The 18,099-nt window shown below is 72.2% G+C and carries 19 protein-coding genes; 14 read left to right on the forward strand and 5 right to left on the reverse strand.

Features of this window, described 5'->3' with window-relative positions:
• Positions 1–153: 153 nt before the first annotated feature.
• Positions 154–804: a hypothetical protein gene (locus FHS29_RS33560; protein ID WP_184698229.1), complete on the reverse strand. Its 651-nt coding sequence runs from the start codon at positions 802–804 to the stop codon at positions 154–156.
• A 117-nt stretch (positions 805–921) separates the two neighbouring features.
• Here FHS29_RS33560 and FHS29_RS33565 point away from each other — a divergent pair, with 117 nt between their 5' ends.
• On the forward strand, positions 922–1,212 hold the full coding sequence (locus FHS29_RS33565; RefSeq protein ID WP_184698231.1) for an ArsR/SmtB family transcription factor: 291 nt from the start codon (positions 922–924) through the stop codon (positions 1,210–1,212).
• Positions 1,209–1,529 carry a DUF3140 domain-containing protein gene (locus tag FHS29_RS33570; protein WP_184698233.1) on the forward strand — a complete coding sequence of 107 codons (321 nt, stop codon included), beginning with the start codon at positions 1,209–1,211 and terminating at the stop codon, positions 1,527–1,529. The genes FHS29_RS33565 and FHS29_RS33570 overlap by 4 nt, the downstream gene beginning before the upstream one ends.
• Before the next feature lie 156 nt (positions 1,530–1,685).
• Here the strand turns inward: FHS29_RS33570 and FHS29_RS33575 are convergent, their stop codons facing one another.
• A complete protein-coding gene (locus FHS29_RS33575; RefSeq protein ID WP_184698234.1) occupies positions 1,686–2,993 on the reverse strand; it encodes an NAD(P)/FAD-dependent oxidoreductase in 1,308 nt (435 codons plus the stop codon).
• 59 nt (positions 2,994–3,052) lie between these two features.
• On the opposite strand from FHS29_RS33575, the gene FHS29_RS33580 reads away from it, so the two are divergent.
• The 5 genes from FHS29_RS33580 (at position 3,053) to FHS29_RS33600 (ending at position 8,773) form a co-directional block, all read left to right on the forward strand.
• Positions 3,053–3,766: an HAD family hydrolase gene (locus FHS29_RS33580; protein ID WP_184698236.1), complete on the forward strand. Its 714-nt coding sequence runs from the start codon at positions 3,053–3,055 to the stop codon at positions 3,764–3,766.
• Entirely contained in the window at positions 3,763–6,105 is a 2,343-nt protein-coding gene (locus tag FHS29_RS33585) for a glycoside hydrolase family 65 protein (RefSeq protein ID WP_184698238.1), read from the forward strand. The genes FHS29_RS33580 and FHS29_RS33585 overlap by 4 nt, the downstream gene beginning before the upstream one ends.
• A 514-nt stretch (positions 6,106–6,619) precedes the next feature.
• Positions 6,620–6,772 carry a hypothetical protein gene (locus FHS29_RS33590; protein WP_184698239.1) on the forward strand — a complete coding sequence of 51 codons (153 nt, stop codon included), beginning with the start codon at positions 6,620–6,622 and terminating at the stop codon, positions 6,770–6,772.
• Positions 6,773–6,857: 85 nt separating this feature from the next.
• Complete coding sequence (locus FHS29_RS33595) at positions 6,858–8,093, forward strand: ABC transporter substrate-binding protein (protein WP_184698241.1); 1,236 nt, start codon at positions 6,858–6,860, stop codon at positions 8,091–8,093.
• A gap of 287 nt (positions 8,094–8,380) precedes the next feature.
• Positions 8,381–8,773 (forward strand): DUF4383 domain-containing protein, encoded by a 393-nt coding sequence (locus FHS29_RS33600; protein WP_184698243.1) that lies wholly within the window; start codon positions 8,381–8,383, stop codon positions 8,771–8,773.
• Here the strand turns inward: FHS29_RS33600 and FHS29_RS33605 are convergent.
• Positions 8,683–9,441, reverse strand: a complete 759-nt coding sequence (locus FHS29_RS33605; RefSeq protein WP_312865213.1) for an anthrax toxin-like adenylyl cyclase domain-containing protein — start codon at positions 9,439–9,441, stop codon at positions 8,683–8,685. The two genes, FHS29_RS33600 and FHS29_RS33605, sit on opposite strands and share 91 nt — an antisense overlap.
• Positions 9,442–9,503: 62 nt before the next feature.
• Between FHS29_RS33605 and FHS29_RS38370 the strand changes: the two genes are divergently transcribed.
• Positions 9,504–10,004, forward strand: coding sequence for a DUF2087 domain-containing protein (locus FHS29_RS38370; protein WP_184698245.1), 501 nt, complete (start codon positions 9,504–9,506; stop codon positions 10,002–10,004).
• 35 nt (positions 10,005–10,039) lie between these two features.
• Here FHS29_RS38370 and FHS29_RS33615 read toward each other — a convergent pair whose 3' ends face one another.
• On the reverse strand, positions 10,040–10,858 hold the full coding sequence (locus FHS29_RS33615; RefSeq protein WP_184698247.1) for an aldo/keto reductase: 819 nt from the start codon (positions 10,856–10,858) through the stop codon (positions 10,040–10,042).
• A gap of 91 nt (positions 10,859–10,949) precedes the next feature.
• Here FHS29_RS33615 and FHS29_RS37925 point away from each other — a divergent pair, with 91 nt between their 5' ends.
• Complete coding sequence (locus FHS29_RS37925; RefSeq protein WP_312865214.1) at positions 10,950–11,435, forward strand: winged helix-turn-helix domain-containing protein; 486 nt, start codon at positions 10,950–10,952, stop codon at positions 11,433–11,435.
• A gap of 135 nt (positions 11,436–11,570) precedes the next feature.
• On the opposite strand, the gene FHS29_RS33625 is transcribed toward FHS29_RS37925, so the two are convergent.
• On the reverse strand, positions 11,571–12,431 hold the full coding sequence (locus tag FHS29_RS33625; protein WP_184698251.1) for a glycosyltransferase family 2 protein: 861 nt from the start codon (positions 12,429–12,431) through the stop codon (positions 11,571–11,573).
• Between the two features lie 61 nt (positions 12,432–12,492).
• On the opposite strand from FHS29_RS33625, the gene FHS29_RS33630 reads away from it, so the two are divergent.
• The 5 genes from FHS29_RS33630 to FHS29_RS33650 are packed head-to-tail and all read left to right on the forward strand — an operon-like array spanning position 12,493 to position 18,089.
• Positions 12,493–13,413 (forward strand): NAD-dependent epimerase/dehydratase family protein, encoded by a 921-nt coding sequence (locus FHS29_RS33630; protein WP_184698253.1) that lies wholly within the window; start codon positions 12,493–12,495, stop codon positions 13,411–13,413.
• Positions 13,414–13,439: 26 nt separating this feature from the next.
• Entirely contained in the window at positions 13,440–15,056 is a 1,617-nt protein-coding gene (locus FHS29_RS33635; RefSeq protein WP_184698255.1) for a carbamoyltransferase family protein, read from the forward strand.
• Positions 15,053–16,003, forward strand: a complete 951-nt coding sequence (locus FHS29_RS33640; protein ID WP_184698257.1) for a glycosyltransferase family 2 protein — start codon at positions 15,053–15,055, stop codon at positions 16,001–16,003. Before FHS29_RS33635 ends, FHS29_RS33640 begins: the two co-directional genes overlap by 4 nt.
• Complete coding sequence (locus FHS29_RS33645; RefSeq protein ID WP_184698259.1) at positions 16,000–16,887, forward strand: glycosyltransferase family 9 protein; 888 nt, start codon at positions 16,000–16,002, stop codon at positions 16,885–16,887. Before FHS29_RS33640 ends, FHS29_RS33645 begins: the two co-directional genes overlap by 4 nt.
• Positions 16,845–18,089, forward strand: coding sequence for a UDP-glucose dehydrogenase family protein (locus FHS29_RS33650; protein WP_184698261.1), 1,245 nt, complete (start codon positions 16,845–16,847; stop codon positions 18,087–18,089). The genes FHS29_RS33645 and FHS29_RS33650 overlap by 43 nt, the downstream gene beginning before the upstream one ends.
• Positions 18,090–18,099 lie beyond the last annotated feature (10 nt).

Genomic DNA, 18,099 nt, shown 5'->3' on the forward strand with positions numbered 1-18,099 from the left:
GGTCGGTGCGATCCGGGTCGGCGCGATCCGCGACACGGCCGAGCCGATCCACGGCGATGTCAAGCCGACTCACGTCGACGTCAGCCCGGCTCATCCTCGACGGATGAGGCCCGCGCTCTCCTGATCACTCCGAACAGCCGGAGCCTGCTCACTTCAAGCGGCCTGTGACAACACCCCCGTCCGACACCCGCACCGGCTGCACACCGGGTGCGCGGGCACCTGCACGATTTCCGCCAGCAGCCTGCGCGAGTCCTCGAACGTCGGCGGACGCTGACCGGGGACGAGCAGGCCGTCCAGCGCCTCCTGCCACCGCCGGGCCCTGGCCCGGGACCGCTCCACCGGATCGCGCAGCCGCGCCCGCACCTGCTCCCGGGACTGCTCCTGGGCCTGCCGCCCGGCCTCGCCCAGCGGCCGGCGCGGCCGGGGCCGGGTGAGCCGGGCGTTGCGGCGGTTGACCCGCCACCACTGGCCCAGGGTCATGCCGGCGACCGGGGGGCGCGCCCGTCGCGCGCCCCCCTGCCACCACGACCGGAGCCGCGCACGGAGGAAGTCGTGCGCAACCTGGTCGCGGTTCCTGGGGCTGCCCTGCCTGCTCCCGTCCGGCTTGTTGTCCACGGCCGCCAGCAGGGCATCGACGCTCCAGCCCTCGGCGAACCACGGCCCGACGACCGCGCGCACTCCGGCGCGGTCGGCATCGGACCAGTTCGCCCGCAGGCAGAGCGCCTCGACGGCCGTGTCGATCTCCAGGTCGGTCTCGGGGATGACACGGCCGGGCCACTGCCGGGGATCAAGCTGTACGCGCATCCCTAGCTCCCTTCCGAACGCGTACCGAACACCTGTTCGACATGGTGCCACGGGGGTACGACAATTCCCGAGCGACAAGGCTTGACTTATATAAGCTGAGCCTTAAAAGTGCTGGTCATGCACGTATTCGAGGTTCTCGGCGACCCAGTGCGACGCCGCATCCTGGAGCTGCTCGCGGACGGCGAGCAGACCTCCGGCGACCTCACGGCGGTGATCCGGGGCGAGTTCGGGATCTCCCAGCCGGCCGTCTCCCAGCACCTGCGGGTGCTCCGGGAGAACGGCTTCGCCCGCGTCCACCCGGAAGGCGCCCGGCGGCTGTACGCGGTGGACGAGCAGGGCCTGCGCGAGGTGGACGAGTGGCTGGAGGGGTTTCGAAGGCACGCGAAGTGGCAACCCCGCACGCCATGACCGACACCCTCTGGGATGAGTTCCACCGCGTGGTCAACATGACCTCGCACGAGCTGGAGGACTGGCTGCGCACCCGCTCGGCGGACGAGGAGTCGGAGGAGCTGCCGGACCAGTCGGGCACGCCGACCGGCCAAGAGGTGCTGAGGGTCCTGCGGAAACGCCGGACCGACCTGACCACCGAGGACGTGCGGGTGATGCGGAAGGTGGTGGACAAGGTGCACGCCCAGCGCCGCGACGACCTGGAGCCGACCGCCGGCGAGGCCCACTGGCGGCACCGCCTGATGTCCATCGGCCACGACCCGTTGAAGCCCGCCTGACCCGAGCCGACCGGACTCCGGCATCACCGCACCGCCCGGCCCAGGAGTGGCCGGGCGTATTCGCGTGCGCGGGAACGGCCCCCGGACCTCTCGGCCGCTCTCGCACCACGCACGGCTACCACTGGACGGCGCCCGCGGACGGCTACCGGCGGACGGTCACCGGCGGACGGCCGGGGCGGCGTCCACCCGGTCCGCGTCGGCCAGCCGCACGCCGGCCGCCGGGACCAGGCCGAACTGCACGACCTGGCGGCGGGCGAGCAGTTCGGTCAGCCAGTCGGCCGCCACCCGCACCCGGTTGCCCGGCATCGCCAGCAGGTGGTAGCCGCGGGCCACGATCTTCGCGGGCCAGCCGGTCAGCGGCACGTGCAGCGGGTTGGCCACCGCCTGCCCGCCGCCCAGGTCCACCACGAACCCGAGGTCGCAGTGCCGGTACGGCCGGGACTGGCCGTGGCCGAGGGACGCCGCGACGTTGCGGGCGGCCAGCTTGCCCTGCCGTTCCGCGTGCTGCGCGGTCATCGGGGTCGGCTTGCCGCCGTTGTAGACGTCCGGCACCGCGGCGACGTCGCCCGCCGCGAACACGTGCGGGTGGCCGGGCACGGTGAGGTCCTCCCCCACCACCAGCCGGCCCTTCTCGGTCGGCAGGTCCACCGACTCGACCAACGGGTCCGGCCGCACACCCACGCACCACACCACGGTCCGGGTCGGGATCTCGGTGCCGTCGGTGAGCTTCGCGCAGGTCGCGGTGACCTCGCTGACGCTGGTCTCCAGCCGCACGTCCACGCCACGCGAGCGGAGCACCTTCAGGGCCGGCTCGGACATCCGCTCGTCCAGCCCCGGCAGCACGCGCGGGGCCAGGTCGACCAGCACCCAGTGGATCGGCGGCAGACCACGCCGCCCGCGCCGCGCCGCCTCTGCCAGCTGCTGGCCCTGAGCGACCAGCTCGGTGCCCGTGTAGCCGGCGCCGACCACGACGAACGTGGTGCGCGCCGCCTTCTCGGCCGGGTCGTCGGACTGCTCGGCGAGTTCGATCTGGCGCAGCACGTGGTCGCGCAGGTACACCGCCTCGGCCACCGACTTGAAGCCGAACGCGTGCTCGGCGACCCCCGGCACGGACATCAGCCTGGTCACGCTGCCCGAGGTGAGCACGATCCGGTCCCAGTCGAGCACCTGCTCGCGGCCTTCTACGTCAATTGCCGTGCACGTGCGCGCGCTGAGGTCCACGCTGGTCGCATGTGCCTGCACGAGCCGGGTCCGGGGCAGCTTCGGCCGCAGCGGTACCGCGACCCGGCGCGGGTCGAGCGTGCCGCCGGCCACCTCCGGCAGCAGCGGCACGTACAGCATGTAGTCGGTGGGGTTGACCGCGACCAGGTCCGCCGCGTCCGGCGGGAGAGCACTCTCCAGCCCGCGCAGGGCGTGGTAACCCGCGAATCCCGTGCCGACGACCAGCACCCTTGGCTTGCCCATGGCGCGACCACCTCCAGGCCGACCGGGTACCCCACGACGGGAACGGGTAGACACGGACCATGAAACTCGGGTTGCCGGACGGGATCACCGCCTGCCTCTTCGACCTCGACGGGGTGCTCACCAGCACCGCCGTCCTGCACCGCCGTGCGTGGCGGCGCACGTTCGACGACTTCCTGCGCCCGCGCGGCGAGCCGCTGTTCGCGGAGGAGGACTACATCAAGTACGTGGACGGCCGGCCGCGCTACGACGGCGTGCGGACGTTCCTGGCGTCGCGCGGCATCACGGTGCCCGAGGGCGCGCCGGACGACCCGCCGGACCGCGACACCGTGCACGGCATCGGCAACCGCAAGAACGAGCTGATCGATGCGATCATCCGCCAGGAGGGCGTGACGCCCTACGCGGGCACGGTGCGGTACCTGGAGGCCGCGCAGGGCCTGTTCCAGATCGGTGTGGTGACGTCGTCGGCGAACGCCGAACGGGTGCTGGAGGCGGCGGGCCTGGCGAAGTACATGCAGGCCAGGGTGGACGGTGTGGCGATCAGCCGGGACGGTCTGCGCGGCAAGCCCGCGCCGGACTCGTTCCTGGCCGGGGCGCGGCTGCTGGGCGTGGAGCCCGCGCGGGCCGCGGTGTTCGAGGACGCGCTGGCCGGTGTCCAGGCCGGCCGGGAGGGAGGTTTCGGTTACGTGGTGGGTGTGGACCGGGCGGGACAGGCGGAAGCGTTGCGGGAGAGCGGAGCGGACGTGGTGGTCGAGGACTTGGCGGAGCTCCTGTGACGGGGTACGACATCGAACCGTGGTCGCTGCGGTGGAGTGGTCTCTCGGTGGCCGAGCTGCGCCGAACCGAGTCGACGTTCGCGCTGGCCAACGGGCACATCGGGATGCGCGGCACGTTGGACGAGGGTGAGCCGCGCGGTCTGCCCGGCACGTACCTCAACGGGTTCTACGAGGAGCACTCGCTGCCCTACGGCGAGGGCGGCTACGGCTACCCGGAGGCCGGGCAGACGATCGTGAACGTCACCGACGGCAAGGTGATCCGCCTGCTGGTGGAGGACGAGCCGCTGGACATGCGCTACGGCCGGGCGCACGAGCACGAGCGGGAACTGGACTTCCGCACCGGCACGCTGCGCCGGCGCACGGTGTGGGAGTCGCCCACCGGCAGGCGGATCACGGTCAGCAGTGAGCGGCTGGTGTCGTTCACCCAGCGGGCGGTCGCCGCGATCCACTACGTCGTGGAACCCGAGGAGGACCTGCAACTGGTCGTGCAGTCCGACCTGCTGGCCAACGAGCCGATCGAGCACCGCGCCGGCGACCCGCGGGTGGCGGCCGCCCTGGACGCCCCGCTGATCGCCGAGTTCGCGTGGGCGGAGGGCACCCGCGCGGTGCTCGCGCACCACACCCGGCACTCCGGGCTGCGGATGGCCGCCGCGATGGACCACGAGCTGGTGCTCGGCGACGGCGTGCGGACCGGCATCCACGCCGAGGGCGACCTGGCCCGGTTCACCGTCGCGGTGGACGTGCCGGCGGGCAGCTCGCTGCGGCTGACCAAGTACCTGGGCTACGGGTGGTCGGCGCAGCGGTCCGTGCCGGCGCTGCGCGCACAGGTGGAAGCGGCGTTGGCGGGCGCCCGGCAGACCGGGTGGGAGGGGCTGCTGGCCGAGCAGAAGGCGTTCCTGGACGACTTCTGGGAGGTCGCGGACATCGAGGTGACCGGCGACGACGAGTTGCAGCAGGCGCTGCGGTTCGCGCTGTTCCACATCCTCCAGGCCGGGGCGCGCGGGGAGACCCGGGCGATCCCGGGCAAGGGCCTCACCGGGCCCGGCTACGACGGCCACGCGTTCTGGGACACCGAGATGTTCGTGCTGCCGGTGCTGACCTACACCGTGCCGGACGCGGCGCGGGACGCCCTGCGCTGGCGTCACTCCACTCTGGACAAGGCCCTCGAACGTGCCCAGGTGCTGGGGCAAAAGGGTTCGGCGTTCCCGTGGCGGTCCATCAACGGCGCCGAGTGCTCGGCCTACTGGCCGGCCGGCACGGCCGCGTTCCACGTGTCCGGCGACGTCGCGCACGCCGTCGCGCAGTACATAGCGGCGACCGGCGACACGGAGTTCGACCGGGAGTGCGGCACGGAACTGCTGGTGCAGACCGCTCGACTGTGGATGTCGTTGGGGCACAACGACCCGCACGACGGTTTCCGCATCGACGGCGTCACCGGGCCCGACGAGTACACGGCCGTCGTCGACAACAACATCTACACCAACCTGATCGCGCAGAAGAACCTGCGGTCGGCAGCGGCGGCGTGCGAACGGAACCCGGACCGGGCGAAGGACCTGGCGGTTTCCCCGGACGAGGTCACCGCGTGGCAGGAGGCCGCGGAGCGGATGCGGATCCCGTACGACAAGCTGCTCGGGGTGCACGAGCAGGCCGAGGGCTTCACCGCGCACGCCGAGTGGGACTTCGACGGCACGAAACCCGACGAGTACCCGTTGCTGCTCACCAAGCCGTACTTCGACCTGTACCGCAAGCAGGTCATCAAGCAGGCGGACCTGGTGCTGGCCATGCACGTCCGGGGCGACGTGTTCAGCGCCGAGGAGAAGGCCGCGAACTTCGCCTACTACGAGGCGCGGACCGTGCGCGACTCCTCACTGTCCGCCGGCACCCAGTCCGTGCTGGCGGCCGAGGTGGGCGAACTCCGGCTGGCGTACGACTACCTGGCCGAGGCCGCGTTCACCGACCTGCACGACCTGCACAACAACGTCCACAACGGATTGCACATGGCGTCGTTGGCCGGCGCGTGGATCGGCGTGGTGGCCGGGTTCGGCGGGATGCGCGACCACAGCGGGCTGACGTTCGCGCCCCGGCTGGCACCGGGGTTGGACCGGATGGCGTTCCGGATGTCCTTCCAGGGCACCAGGTTGGCGGTCAGCATCACGCGGAACGAGGCCACCTACCGGATCGTCTCCGGCGATGCGCTGCACACCGCGCACCACGGCGAGCCGATCGTGGTCGAGCCGGGCAACCCCGTGACACTGCCCATTCCGGACCCGCCGACCCCACCGGAGATCCGCCAGCCCGCCAACCGCGTGCCACGCAGGCGCGTTCCGCCGGGCAGTTAGCGCCGTGCGGGGGTCGGAAGATCCGATTCCGGTGCTGTCGACGGCAAGGTGTTCGTGCCCGTGTGGACGCGGCACGGACGCCTTGCCGTCGTTGGCACACGTCATTTCGTGCATGACTACTCACCGAAAAGGACATTCGTGGTCACCGGCTGACACGGCGCGGACACGTTGCGTTGAAAGGCTTCGAGTGCCCGGCCGGGGCTCCTGGGGGGAGTGGAGACCCGGCCGGGACTTCGCAGGCGGCCTAGGGGGGCGGTGGCCGCCTACGCCATCATCGTGCGGACGGGCACGCCCGTTACGCCGGTCAGCCGCCGAAGCGGATTCCGGCATGGGATCGACGGGGCGCTTGCGGGCACCCTTCGCCCGGTGACCGGCAACGTCCCGGTGCATCACCGGCCGGACGACCGCTCACCGGGGAAGTTTCCGCCCTTTTGCGGCTCCTACCGGCTGCCGGGTAACCCACACAGGTGAGATGGGCAGCGCGGCGACGATCCGCCGGACAGTATCCCGGAACGTGAGTTCAACACCGATCTACGACGAGTTGGCAGCCACCTACCTCGCCGACGTCGACCTCGGCGGGTCGGCACGCCCCGAGCCCGCGGCCGACCTGCCCGCCGGCCCGTCCGCACCGGCCGACCCCCAGCCGGGCAAACGGGCGAAGGCCTGATCTTGACACCCCGTCCCGCGCCGGGGTAGGACGACCTGACGTCCGTTTGATGAGGCCGCCGCCTGTGTCGAAGGGTGCGAGCGGCATGAGTTCGAGCGGCAAGGGTGTGCGGGCACTGCTCACGGCGGTGCTCCTGGCGGCGGTCGCGGCGTGCGGCGGCGCGACCAGCCCGGAGCCCACCGGTTCGGTCACCCTGACCTGGTGGGACTACCTGGACCACTCCCCCATGGCCGACCAGGCGGTGGACGCCCTGGTCAAGCGCTACCAGGACGGGCACCCCGGCGTGCAGATCCGGCGGACCGCGATACCCCGTGCCGAGTTCGCCGCCAAGCTGGACGAGGCGATCGCGGCCGGCACGTTCCCGGACATCGCGGCGGTCGACGTGGCGGCGCTGCCCCGGCTGGCGGCGCAGGACGTGCTGGCCGACCTGACGCCCCGGTTCTCGTCGTGGGAGGTGAAGGACCTGTACCTCGGGCCGGTGCGGGACAGCGTCCAGCACGACGGGAAGTTCTACGGCGTTCCGCTGCGGACCAGCACCACCGCGCTGCTGTACAACCGGGACCTGTTCACCGCGGCCGGGATCGGGACGGCTCCGCGCACCTGGGACGAGTTGCGGGCGACGGCTCGGGCGCTGACCGCCGAAGGGCGTTCCGGGTTGTGCTTCGCGGCGGCGGGCGACGACCTCACGGCCAACTTCCTGCCGTTCCTGTGGCAGGCCGGCGGGGACGTGAAGGACATCGGCGGGGACGCCTCGGTCCGCGCCCTGTCCTTTGTGGACGGACTGGTGAACGCGGATCGCAGCGCGCCGGCCGACGTCCTCCGGTGGAGCAACTCCGACGTCGAGCGGGAGTTCGTCGAGGGCCGGTGCGCGATGATGATCAACGGTCCGGTGGCGGTCCCGGCGATGAACCAGGCCGGGCTGGACTGGGTGGCCGCGCCGCTGCCGGCCGGGGAGGCGGGCAGCGCGGCCCGGGTGGGCGGTGAGGCCTGGGTGCTCGGGCGGCGCGGGCAGCACGGGGACCGGGCCTGGGACGTGGTGCGGTGGCTGGCCGAGGAGCGGGGCAACGCCACCGAGTTCGGCGCGTGGCTGACCGCGCTGCCCAACCGGTCGGACACGATCGACGACATCGGGTGGCGGTGGGATCCGAACGTGCCCGCGTTCGCCGGGCAGCTGACCCGGGCACGACCGGCGTACGGGGCGAGGTACCCGGAGGTGTCGGAGGCGATCTCGACCATGGCTCGGCAGGTGTTGGGCGGGGAGCGCTCGGCGGCGGACGCGGCGGGTGACGCCCGCACCAGACTCGAACCCCTGCTGCGCTGATTCGCCACCCGTCGAAGAGCGGGCAGCGCACCGGCACACGCATCGGACGCGGCGGAACACCCCCTACGACGAACCCCCTGCCGGCCGGGCACGGCCGCGCGCCGGCACCGGGGCACGCGCCGCCGAACAGCGGAGCGGCACCCCCGCCGAACGACGCGCGACCGCTCACGTCCACCCCTGCACCGCTCGCCGACGACACCACCCGATAGGGCGGACATCCCTGCCCACCGGGGAGGAAAGTGAGCAGGTCCGGGCGTGTGCCGGAACCGCCCGGGTATCCGGGGTCCATGAGGAAAGAGGCACCGGTGAAGGGCACCGGGAGGGGCGGCGCGAAGGGCGACGCCGGCGCCGGGACGCGGCTGAGCCGAGCCCAACTGCTCGCGCTCATCGTGGGCACGCTCCAGATCGTGGTCGGGATGGTGCCCGTGTTCCCGCTCCCCCCGGGCCACCAGACGCTGCACGTGTGCACGGGTCTGGCGGGCCTCGTGCTCGCCTGGAAGCACGAGCACGCGCGCCTGTACGGGATCGCCCTGCTGCTCCTCTACGGCAAGCTCCTCATCACCGACATGGACACTTCCGGCGGGTGGCTTCAGCTCCCCACGCTGGAGACGGTCGCGTACGGGCGGACCGCGTTGGCCGGTCTGGTGATCGCGTTCGTGCCCGCGTTCAGCCGGCGGTAGTCGCCGGCGGTCATCGTGCCGTCGGGGTGGAAGCGCAGTTTGGGGCTGGAGCTGTGGGCGATGGACTCGAACATGACGCGGTCGGCGGGCGTGGTGGGTCGCCAGTACATGTGGGCGCCGTGGGTGACGCCCATGTCCAGGTCGATCATGGTCGCCACGGCGCGGTCGTAGCGCCCGGCGGACAGGGCCCGGCCGCCGGAGGCGTGGATGTCGAACACGTCGTGGTCCCCGGTCAACGGGCGCAGCCGGCCGCGCCGGTCGAAGCCGTGCACCACGCCGTCCCGCACCAGGTACTCACCGCGGCGTTCCAGCTGCGCCATCTTCGCGCCCAGCGCGGTGAACTCCTCCCGGCGCTGGGCGAACCGGCTCAACAGCCGCTCGGTGACGCCGTGGCGCGGTAACAACGGCCGGAAGAACCCGACCAGGCCCCGGTGTCCCGCCCGCGCGCCCAGTCGGACGTCCAGGTCGTCGATCGTCTTCGCCTTCACCGGCGCCGGTTTGGGCAACGCGCCGTCCCGCAGCCACGCCACGGCGTGCGGGTTCGTCGCCCGCACGTCGATGACGAGGTCCTGCTCCGCGGCCACCTGCTGAAATTTTCGGGCGTGTTCGGTGGGCATCCCGAATACGGGCTCCACCGACGCCAGGGGGAAGAGGTGATCAGTGCGCACGGGTATTAAGGTCCGCCCCAAATCCGCGTGCACCAGACCGCCGGCTTCGGTTAGCTGTTCACGTGACCCCTGATGCGCTGATCGGGCTGCTCGCCGACCCCGTTCGACTGCGGGTGGTGGCCGCACTTGTCCTGGGTGCCCGCAACCCGGCGGAAATCGCCGAAAAGGCCGGTTTGGACGCCCGTAGGGTGGACGGAGCGCTGCGCAAGCTGCGCACCGCGGGGCTGGTCGCCGGGCAGCCTAACGAGATGCTGGTGCGCCAGGACCTGTTCGAACAGGCCGGTCGGGTGGAACGGGCCGCGGAGGATCCGTTCCTGAGGGACGGTCGGCTGCTCAAGCTGCCCGCGCAGCGCACGCGGCGGCGGGCGGTGCTGGAGGAGGTCTGCACCGCGTTCGAGCCGGGACGTCGCTACCCGGAACACGAGGTGGTGGACGTGCTGCGGTCGTGGTGCGACGGTGGCGAGGTGGACCACGTGACGGTGCGCCGGTACCTCGTGGACGAAGGACTGCTGGACCGGGCCGACGGGTTCTACTGGCGCTCCGGCGGCCCGGTCGGGATCTGAACGGGAATTTCCGCGGTGTGGTGTTCAGCCCGGTTCTAGTTGAACTCGTCCGGGTGCGGACCGACCCGGTGGCCGGTTTCCAGGGTGGCGATCCGATCGAGGTCGTCCCGGTCGAGCTCGAAGTCGAACACGGCGAAGTTCTCCGCGATCCGGCTCGGCGTGACCGACTTGGGGATCACCACGTTGCCGAGCTGGAGGTGCCAGCGCAGCACGACCTGCGCCGGCGTGCGGCCGTGCTTGTCCGCGATCGAGGTCAGCACCTCGTCCCGGAGGAGGTCGCCGCCCTGCGCGAGCGGGCTCCACGCCTCGGTGGCGATGCCGTGCTCGGCGTGGAACCGGCGCAGCTCCTCCTGCTGGAGCCGGGGGTGCAGCTCGACCTGGTTCACGGCCGGCACCGTGCCGGTCTCCTCGATCACGCGTTCGAGGTGGGCGCGCTGGAAGTTGGACACGCCGATCGCGCGCACCCGGCCGTCGGCGAGCAGCTTGTTCAGCGCGCGCCAGCTGTCGACGTACCGGTCGCGTTCGGCGGCGGGCCAGTGGATGAGGTAGAGGTCCAGCCGCTCCAGGCCGAGCTTGCCCAGGCTGGTGTCGAACGCGCGCAGCGCCTCGTCGTAGCCCTGGTCGGTGTTCCACAGCTTGGTGGTGACGAACAGCTCGTCCCGGGCGAGGCCGGACGCGGCCACGGCCCGGCCGACCGGCTCCTCGTTGCCGTAGATGGCGGCGGTGTCGATGCTGCGGTAGCCCACCCGCAGCGCCTCGGCGACCGCGTCCTCGGTGTCCTGTGTGGACACCTGGAACACGCCGAAGCCGAGTTGCGGCATGGTGACGCCGTTGTTGAGGGTGATGGTGCTCATCGGCCCATCATGCACGCTGTCAACGGCTCCCACGTCTTGGACGACGTTGACGCCCCTCCCCCGTGGCTGGTCCGATCTCGGGGTGGCTGTCGTGAAGGCTATCCCCGATGTGACGAGCGTGGACGTGACGGTCGTCATCCGACTCAGCGCGCCGACGGCACAGGTCGTGGACACCGCCGCACAGCTCGCCGAGGCGCTGCGCGCCGTGCTGGACCTGCCCGAGGCGGATGTGGTGGTGGACCTGCCGGTCCCGCGCACCGAACCCGAGCTGCGCATCCTGGCGGACTCCCGCCGGGTGCTGCACCGGGGCGTGGACGTCGAGCTGACCAGGCTGGAATTCGACCTGCTGCACCACCTCTGCACCCATCCGCGACAGGTGCACCGGCGCACGGCGCTGATGAACAGCGTCTGGGGGTCGACCAGCTTCGTGGACACCCGGACGGTGGACGTGCACGTGCGCCGGATCCGGCGGAAGCTGGGCGAGGCGGCTTCCTTGATCACCACGGTCCGTGGCGTCGGCTACCGGATGGACAACCCGTTCGCGGTGTCCGTGGAGCATGACGCACTGGCCGGTTAACGGCGGGTGCCCGGGTTGGCGGGTTCGGCCGGCCCATCTCGAGGAGAATCGCGCGTCCGCCCGTGCGTGGTGGTGGTGGTGGTGGTGGTGAGACGCCGCCATTCGGGTGGGCATCTGTGCGTTGAGCAGCGGGGTTCAGGCGTGCCCCTGGTGCAGTCGCGCGATCTGGCGTTCGACCTCCGCGGGCAGGGTGTGGCGGTGGCGGACCACGGCGGGTAGGCGGAGCGTCGCCGCGGCCAGTGCTGCCCGTGCGTCGGGGTCGGTCAGTGCGCTGCGGGCCAGGGCGCGGGCGGCGCTTGCCGCCACCGGCAGCGGGCGGCGCAGCCAGGTGGTGAGCAGGTCGTTGCGCAGGGCGGTGCGCCTGCCCGCCGAGCCGGCCGGGCGTGAGGTGGAGGGCTGGTGGTGGGCCACCACCGCGTCCACGTAGGCGCACGCCCAGCCGGCGGCGGCCAGGTCCCACGAGAACAGGCGTTCCTCGCCCCGGAAGAACAGCACCGGGTGGAAGCCGCCGGCCCGCAGGAACGCGCTGCGGCGGACGATCGCCGCGCAGCACAGGAATCCGAGCACCGCCGGGCCGGGCAGGTCGGGGGGTGTGCCGAGGGCGGAGTCGGCCATCTCCCGGCAGATGGGGTCGATGCGACCGGAGGGCTCCACCACGGTCCGGCCGGCGAGCAGACCCAGTCTCGGGTGCCGGTCGAACAGTTCCTCGGCCCGGTCGAACGCGTCGGGGGCCCACCACGAGTCGTCGTCGCAGAACGCCACGTACGGGGTTCGGGCGCGGCGGACGCCCAGGTTGCGGGCGATCGCACCGGCGTTGCCCGGCAGGGCCACCACCTCCACCCGCGGGAATTCCCGCCGGACCCGTCGCACCGTGTCGTCGGACGACCCGTTGTCCATTACGATGATCGGCGCGTCCAGTTCCGCCAACCGGCCCAGCGTGTGCGCCAGTTCCCCGGCCCGGTCCCGCGTCGCGATCACCACTGTCGTCCGGTCCACCGCCGGGTATTACCCGGCAACGAAGTGGTTACACCCCGATTCCACGGGTAGGCCCTTCGACATGGGCTTCGAACGAGCGGTGGTGACCGGCGGGGCGGGCTTCCTCGGGTCGCACGTCTGCGAGGCGCTGTTGCGCCGGGGCGTGCGGGTGGTGTGCGTGGACGACTTCCGGACCGGCTCGCCGGACAACGTGCCGCAGGGCGCGGGCCTGGTGGTCGCCGACGTCTCCAAGCCGCTCGACCTGCTCGGGCCGGTCGACCTGGTGCTGCACCTGGCGTGCCCGGCGTCGCCCGTGGACTACCTGCGCGAGCCGGTGGAGACGATGAAGTCGGGTGGTTTCGGCACGTTGCACGCGGTCGAGCTGGCGCGGCGCAAGGGCGCTCGGATCGTGGTGGCGTCGACCAGCGAAGTCTACGGCGACCCGTTGGAGCACCCGCAGCGCGAGACGTACTGGGGCAACGTCAACCCGATCGGGCCGCGCAGCGTGTACGACGAGGCGAAGCGCTTCGGTGAAGCCCTGACCTGTGCGTTCCGCCGGGAGCACGGGGTGGACACCGGCATCGTGCGGATCTTCAACACCTACGGGCCCCGGATGCGCCCCGACGACGGGCGGATGATCCCCACGTTCGTCCGGCAGGCGCGGGCGGGCGAGCCGCTGACCGTGCACGGCGACGGCAGCCACACCCGGTCGCTGTGCCACGTGGACGACCTGGTGCGCGGGCTGCTCGCGATGGCCGAGAGCGACCACCCCGGGCCGGTGAACCTGGGCAACCCCGAAGAGGTCACCGTGCTGGAGGTGGCCCACCGGGTGATCGAGGTGACCGGCGGGCGGTCGGAGATCCGGCACGTCGAGCCCATGGAGGACGACCCGCAGCGGCGCCGCCCGGACATCGCGCTGGCCCGCCGGGAACTCGGCTGGCAGCCGGAGATCGACCTGGCCGAAGGCCTGCATCGCTCGTTCGGCCGACACCTCGTCGGATAGCGGCACTGGACGAAAGGGAAACGACCGTGCGCGTGCTCGGAATCAACGCCGTCTTCCACGACCCCGCCGCGGCGCTGGTGGTGGACGGCAGAATCGTGGCCGCCGCCGAGGAGGAGCGGTTCTCCCGGCGGAAACACGGCAAGCGGCCGGTGCCGTTCTCGGCGTGGGAACTCCCCGAACAGGCCGCCCGCTGGTGCCTGGCGCACGCGGGCCTGACCCCCGCCGACCTGGACGCGGTCGCGTACTCGTACGACCCGTCGATGGTCCCGCCCACGAGTGACGTGCCGTGGGAGGACCTGCGCACCGAGTACGCCCGCCGTGCGCCGCAGTTCCTCTCCACCGCCCTGCCGGGGCTGGATCCGGCGATCGTCCGGTTCGTTCCGCACCACGTGGCGCACGCCGGCTCCACCGGGCTGGCCGCGCCGTTCGACGGTGACTGCGCGGTGCTGGTGTCCGACGGGCGCGGCGAGTGCGGGTCGCACCTGGCCGGCAGCTACCGCGGTCACCGACTGGAAACGCTCGCCGCGCAACAGCTCCCCCACTCGCTCGGGCTGCTCTACGAGGATCTCACGGAGCACCTGGGCTTCCTGCGGTCCAGCGACGAGTACAAGGTGATGGCGCTGGCCTCCTACGCCTCGCCGGTGCACCTGGACCTGATGCGCGAGCACATCCGGCCCACCGGTGACGGTGGCTTCTCGGTGACGCCGGTCGACTGGGCCACGTTGGCGAAGCGGCGTGGCCCGGACGACGAGATGACCCGCGAGCACGCGGAGCTGGCGGCGAGCGTGCAGGTCCGGGTGGAGGAAGTGCTGCTGGACCTGGTGCGGTGGCTGCACGAGCGGACCGGGCAGCGGCGGCTCACCATGGCCGGTGGCGTCGCGCTGAACTGCGTGGCGAACACCCGGATCTTCGCCGAGGGCCCGTTCGACGAGGTGTGGGTGCAGCCGGCGGCCGGTGACGCCGGAACCGCGCTGGGCGCCGCACTGCACGTGGTCGCCACCGCCGGCGAGCCCGCCGCGGCGATGCCGGGCGCGGACCTGGGCCGCGGGTGGACCGACGACGAGATCGAGGAATACCTGCGACGGGCCAAGATCTCCTACGAGGAGCCGGCGGACGTCGCGGTCGCGGTCGCGGAAGCTTTGGCGGACAACAAGGTCGTCGCGTGGTTCCAGGGTCGCAGCGAGTACGGGCCGCGTGCGCTGGGGCGTCGTTCGCTGCTGGCCAACCCGTGCTACGCGGACAACCTGGCACGGCTCAACGACGTGAAGGGGCGGGAGCAGTTCCGGCCGATCGCGCCGATGGTCTTGGCCGAACGGGCGCACGAGCTGTTCACCCGTGGCCCGATCCCGAGTCCGTACATGCTCTTCGTGCACGACGTCCGTCCCGAGTGGAGGGACCGCATCCCGGCCGTGGTGCACGTGGACGGCACCGCGCGGGTGCAGACCGTCGACCCGGCGCAGGAGCCGTTGATGGCACGGGTGCTCACCGGTTTCGCCGAGCGCACCGGAGTTCCGGTCGTGGTCAACACCAGCCTGAACACGGCCGGGCGGCCGATGGTCGACGACCCGCGCGACGCGCTGGAGTGCTTCGGCTCCGCGCCGGTGGACCTGCTGGCGATCGGGCGATTCGTGGTGCGCCGATGAGCCCTGACTACGCCGTGGTGATCCCGACCGTGGGCCGGGAGAGCCTGTCCGTGGTGCTGGACGCGCTGGAGCACGGTTCCGGTCCGCCCCCGCGCGAGGTGATCGTGGTGGACGACCGGCGCGAGCCGGGGCCGCTGCCGCCCACGCATTCCGCACGGGTGCTGCGCACCGGCGGACGCGGTCCGGCCGCCGCCCGGAACGCGGGCTGGCGGGCGGCGTGCTGCGAGTGGATCGCCTTCCTGGACGACGACGTGGTGCCGCCGCCGGACTGGAAGCGCCGGCTCGCGAAGGACATCGAGAACCTGGACCTGGAGGTGGCCGGTTCGCAGGCCCGGATCAGCGTGCCGCTGCCGGAGGACCGCCGGCCGACCGACTGGGAACGCGGCACGGCGGGCTTGGCCGACGCGCTCTGGATCACCGCCGACATGGCGTACCGGAGGGCGGCGCTGGTGCACGTGGGCGGGTTCGACGAGCGCTTCCCCCGTGCCTACCGGGAGGACGCCGAACTGGCGTTGCGCTTGCAGGAGGAGGGCTACCGGATCGTGCGCGGCTCGCGGGAGACCACGCACCCCGTGCGCGAAGCGGACTTCTTCGCCAGCCTGCGCCAACAGCGAGGCAACGCCGACGACGCCCTGATGCGCCGCCTGCTCGGTCAGGGCTGGCGCGCCCGCATCGGCGGACACCCGGGACGGCTGCGTACACATGTCCTCACCACGGCCGTCGGCGCGCTGACCGTCCTCCTCGGGCTCCGCCGGTCGCGGGCGGCACTGGTGACCGGCGCGGTGTGGGCGGGGTTGACCGCCAGGTTCGCCGCCGAACGCATCGCGCCCGGCCCTCGCACACCAGACGAGGTGCTGCGGATGGTGGTGACCAGCGTAGCCATCCCGCCGGCCGCGTGCGCTCACCGGGTGCGCGGCGAACTGCGGCACCGGGCGGTGCGGCGATGAGGATCCTGGTGCTGCGAGCGCTCGGGCTCGGTGACCTGTTCACCGCGGTTCCCGCGTTGCGCGGTCTGCGCCGCGCGTACCCGCACGCGGAGATCACGTTGGCCGCGCCGCAATGGCTGGCGGAGGCCGTGGACCGGATCGACGCGGTGGACCGCCTGGTGCCGACCGAAGGCCTGGTGCCGATCGACTTCCGGGAACCCGACCTGGCGGTGAACCTGCACGGGCGCGGGCCGCAGAGCGTCGACCTGTTGCGTGCCACCGAACCCACCCGGCTCGTCACGCACGGCTCGGACGTGCCGTGGCGTGACGACCAGCACGAGGTGGACCGCTGGTGCCGGTTGCTGATGCGCAACGGCATCCCCTGCGACCCGGACGACCTCCACCTGCCCCGACCGGGGACGACCGGCGACGACATCGTGGTGCACCCCGGCGCGAGCCACGGTGCGCGCCGCTGGCCGGTGGAACGCTTCCAGGCCGTCGTGCGCGAACTCGGACCGGACGTGGTGGTCACCGGCAGCCCCGCCGAGGCCGACCTGGTGCACGAGGTCGCGGGCGGCAGCGCACGCACCTCGCTCGGCAACCTGGCGTCACTGCTCGACGTGGTCGCCGGGGCGCGGGTGGTGCTGTGCGGCGACACCGGGGTCGCCCACGTCGCCACCGCCTACCGCACCCCGTCCGTCCTGCTGTTCGGGCCGGTCCCACCGCGGCAGTGGGGGCCGCGTTCCGGCCCGCACCGGGTCCTGTGGCACGGCACCGTCGGGGACACGTTCGCCGACCGGCCGGATCCCGGCCTCTTGGAGATCACCGTGGAAGAAGTCCTGACGGCGTTGGGAGGTGTGCCATGTCCCGGATCGGCGTCATCGGCGCGGGCTATGTCGGTCTGACCACTGCCGCCTGCTTCGCCCACCTCGGGCACCGGGTGGTGTGCGCGGACGTGGACGAGGACAGGGTGGCGGCGTTGCGGCGGGCCGAGATCGGCGCGCACGAACCCGGCCTGGCCGACCTGGTCACCGAGGGGTTGCGGACCGGGCGGCTCACGTTCACCGCGGACAACGACACGGCGGTCGCCGACGCGGAGTTCGTCTACCTGTGCCTCCCGACCCCCACCGGGGAGAACGGCGAGGCCGACCTGAGCGCCGTGCACGCGGTGCTGCGGGAGGCCGACCTGGACGGGCGGGTCCTGGTGGTGAAGTCCACCGTCCCCATCGGCACCGCCGACGGGATCGCCCGCTCCCGACGATCTCCGGTGGTGTCGAACCCGGAGTTCCTCCGCGAGGGCCATGCGGTCGACGACTTCCTGCGCCCGCAGCGGATCGTGGTCGGCGCGGACGACGCGTCGGTCGCCCGACGCGTGCTCGACCTCTACCCCGACGCACCCGCCCTGGTCACCGACCGGGCGAGTGCCGAGCTGGTGAAGTACGCGAGCAACTGCTTCCTGGCCATGAAGCTGTCCTACGTCAACAGCCTGGCCGAGCTGTGCGAGCGGTCCGGCGCGGACATCGACGACGTGACCGAGGGGATGCGGCTGGACGAACGGATCGGCGCGGCCTTCCTGCGCCCCGGCCCCGGCTGGGGCGGCTCCTGCTTCCCCAAGGACACCAGGGCACTGCTGTCCACATCGGACGGTGCGCACGTCGACTTCCCGCTGCTCCGGGCGACCATCGACACCAACGAACGCCAGGCCCGCCGCGTGGTCGACAAGGTCCGGCAGGCCGCCGGCCCCCTGGACGGCACCCGGATCGGGCTGCTCGGCCTGACGTTCAAGGCGGGCACCGACGACCTGCGCGACTCCCCCGCCCTGGCGGTGGCCGACCTGCTGGCCGACGAGGGCGCCGTCCTCACCGGTTACGACCCCTGCGTCACCACCGACACCGGCCCGGTCCACGTGACCGGGACCGCCCTCGACGCCGCCCGGGACGTCTCCGCCCTGGTGGTGCTGACCGAGTGGCCGGAGTTCGCCGAACTCGACTGGCCCGCCCTGGCCGCCGGGATGAGCCGGCCGGTGATCGTCGACACCCGGAACGTCCTACCGGTCGACAAGGTCACCGAGAGCGGCATCCGCTTGGTGGCCACCGGCCGTGCGTAGCGCCGGCCAC

Origin of the sequence: Saccharothrix tamanrassetensis (genome assembly GCF_014203665.1) — a bacterium.
Classification (GTDB): Bacteria; Actinomycetota; Actinomycetes; order Mycobacteriales; family Pseudonocardiaceae; genus Actinosynnema; species Actinosynnema tamanrassetense.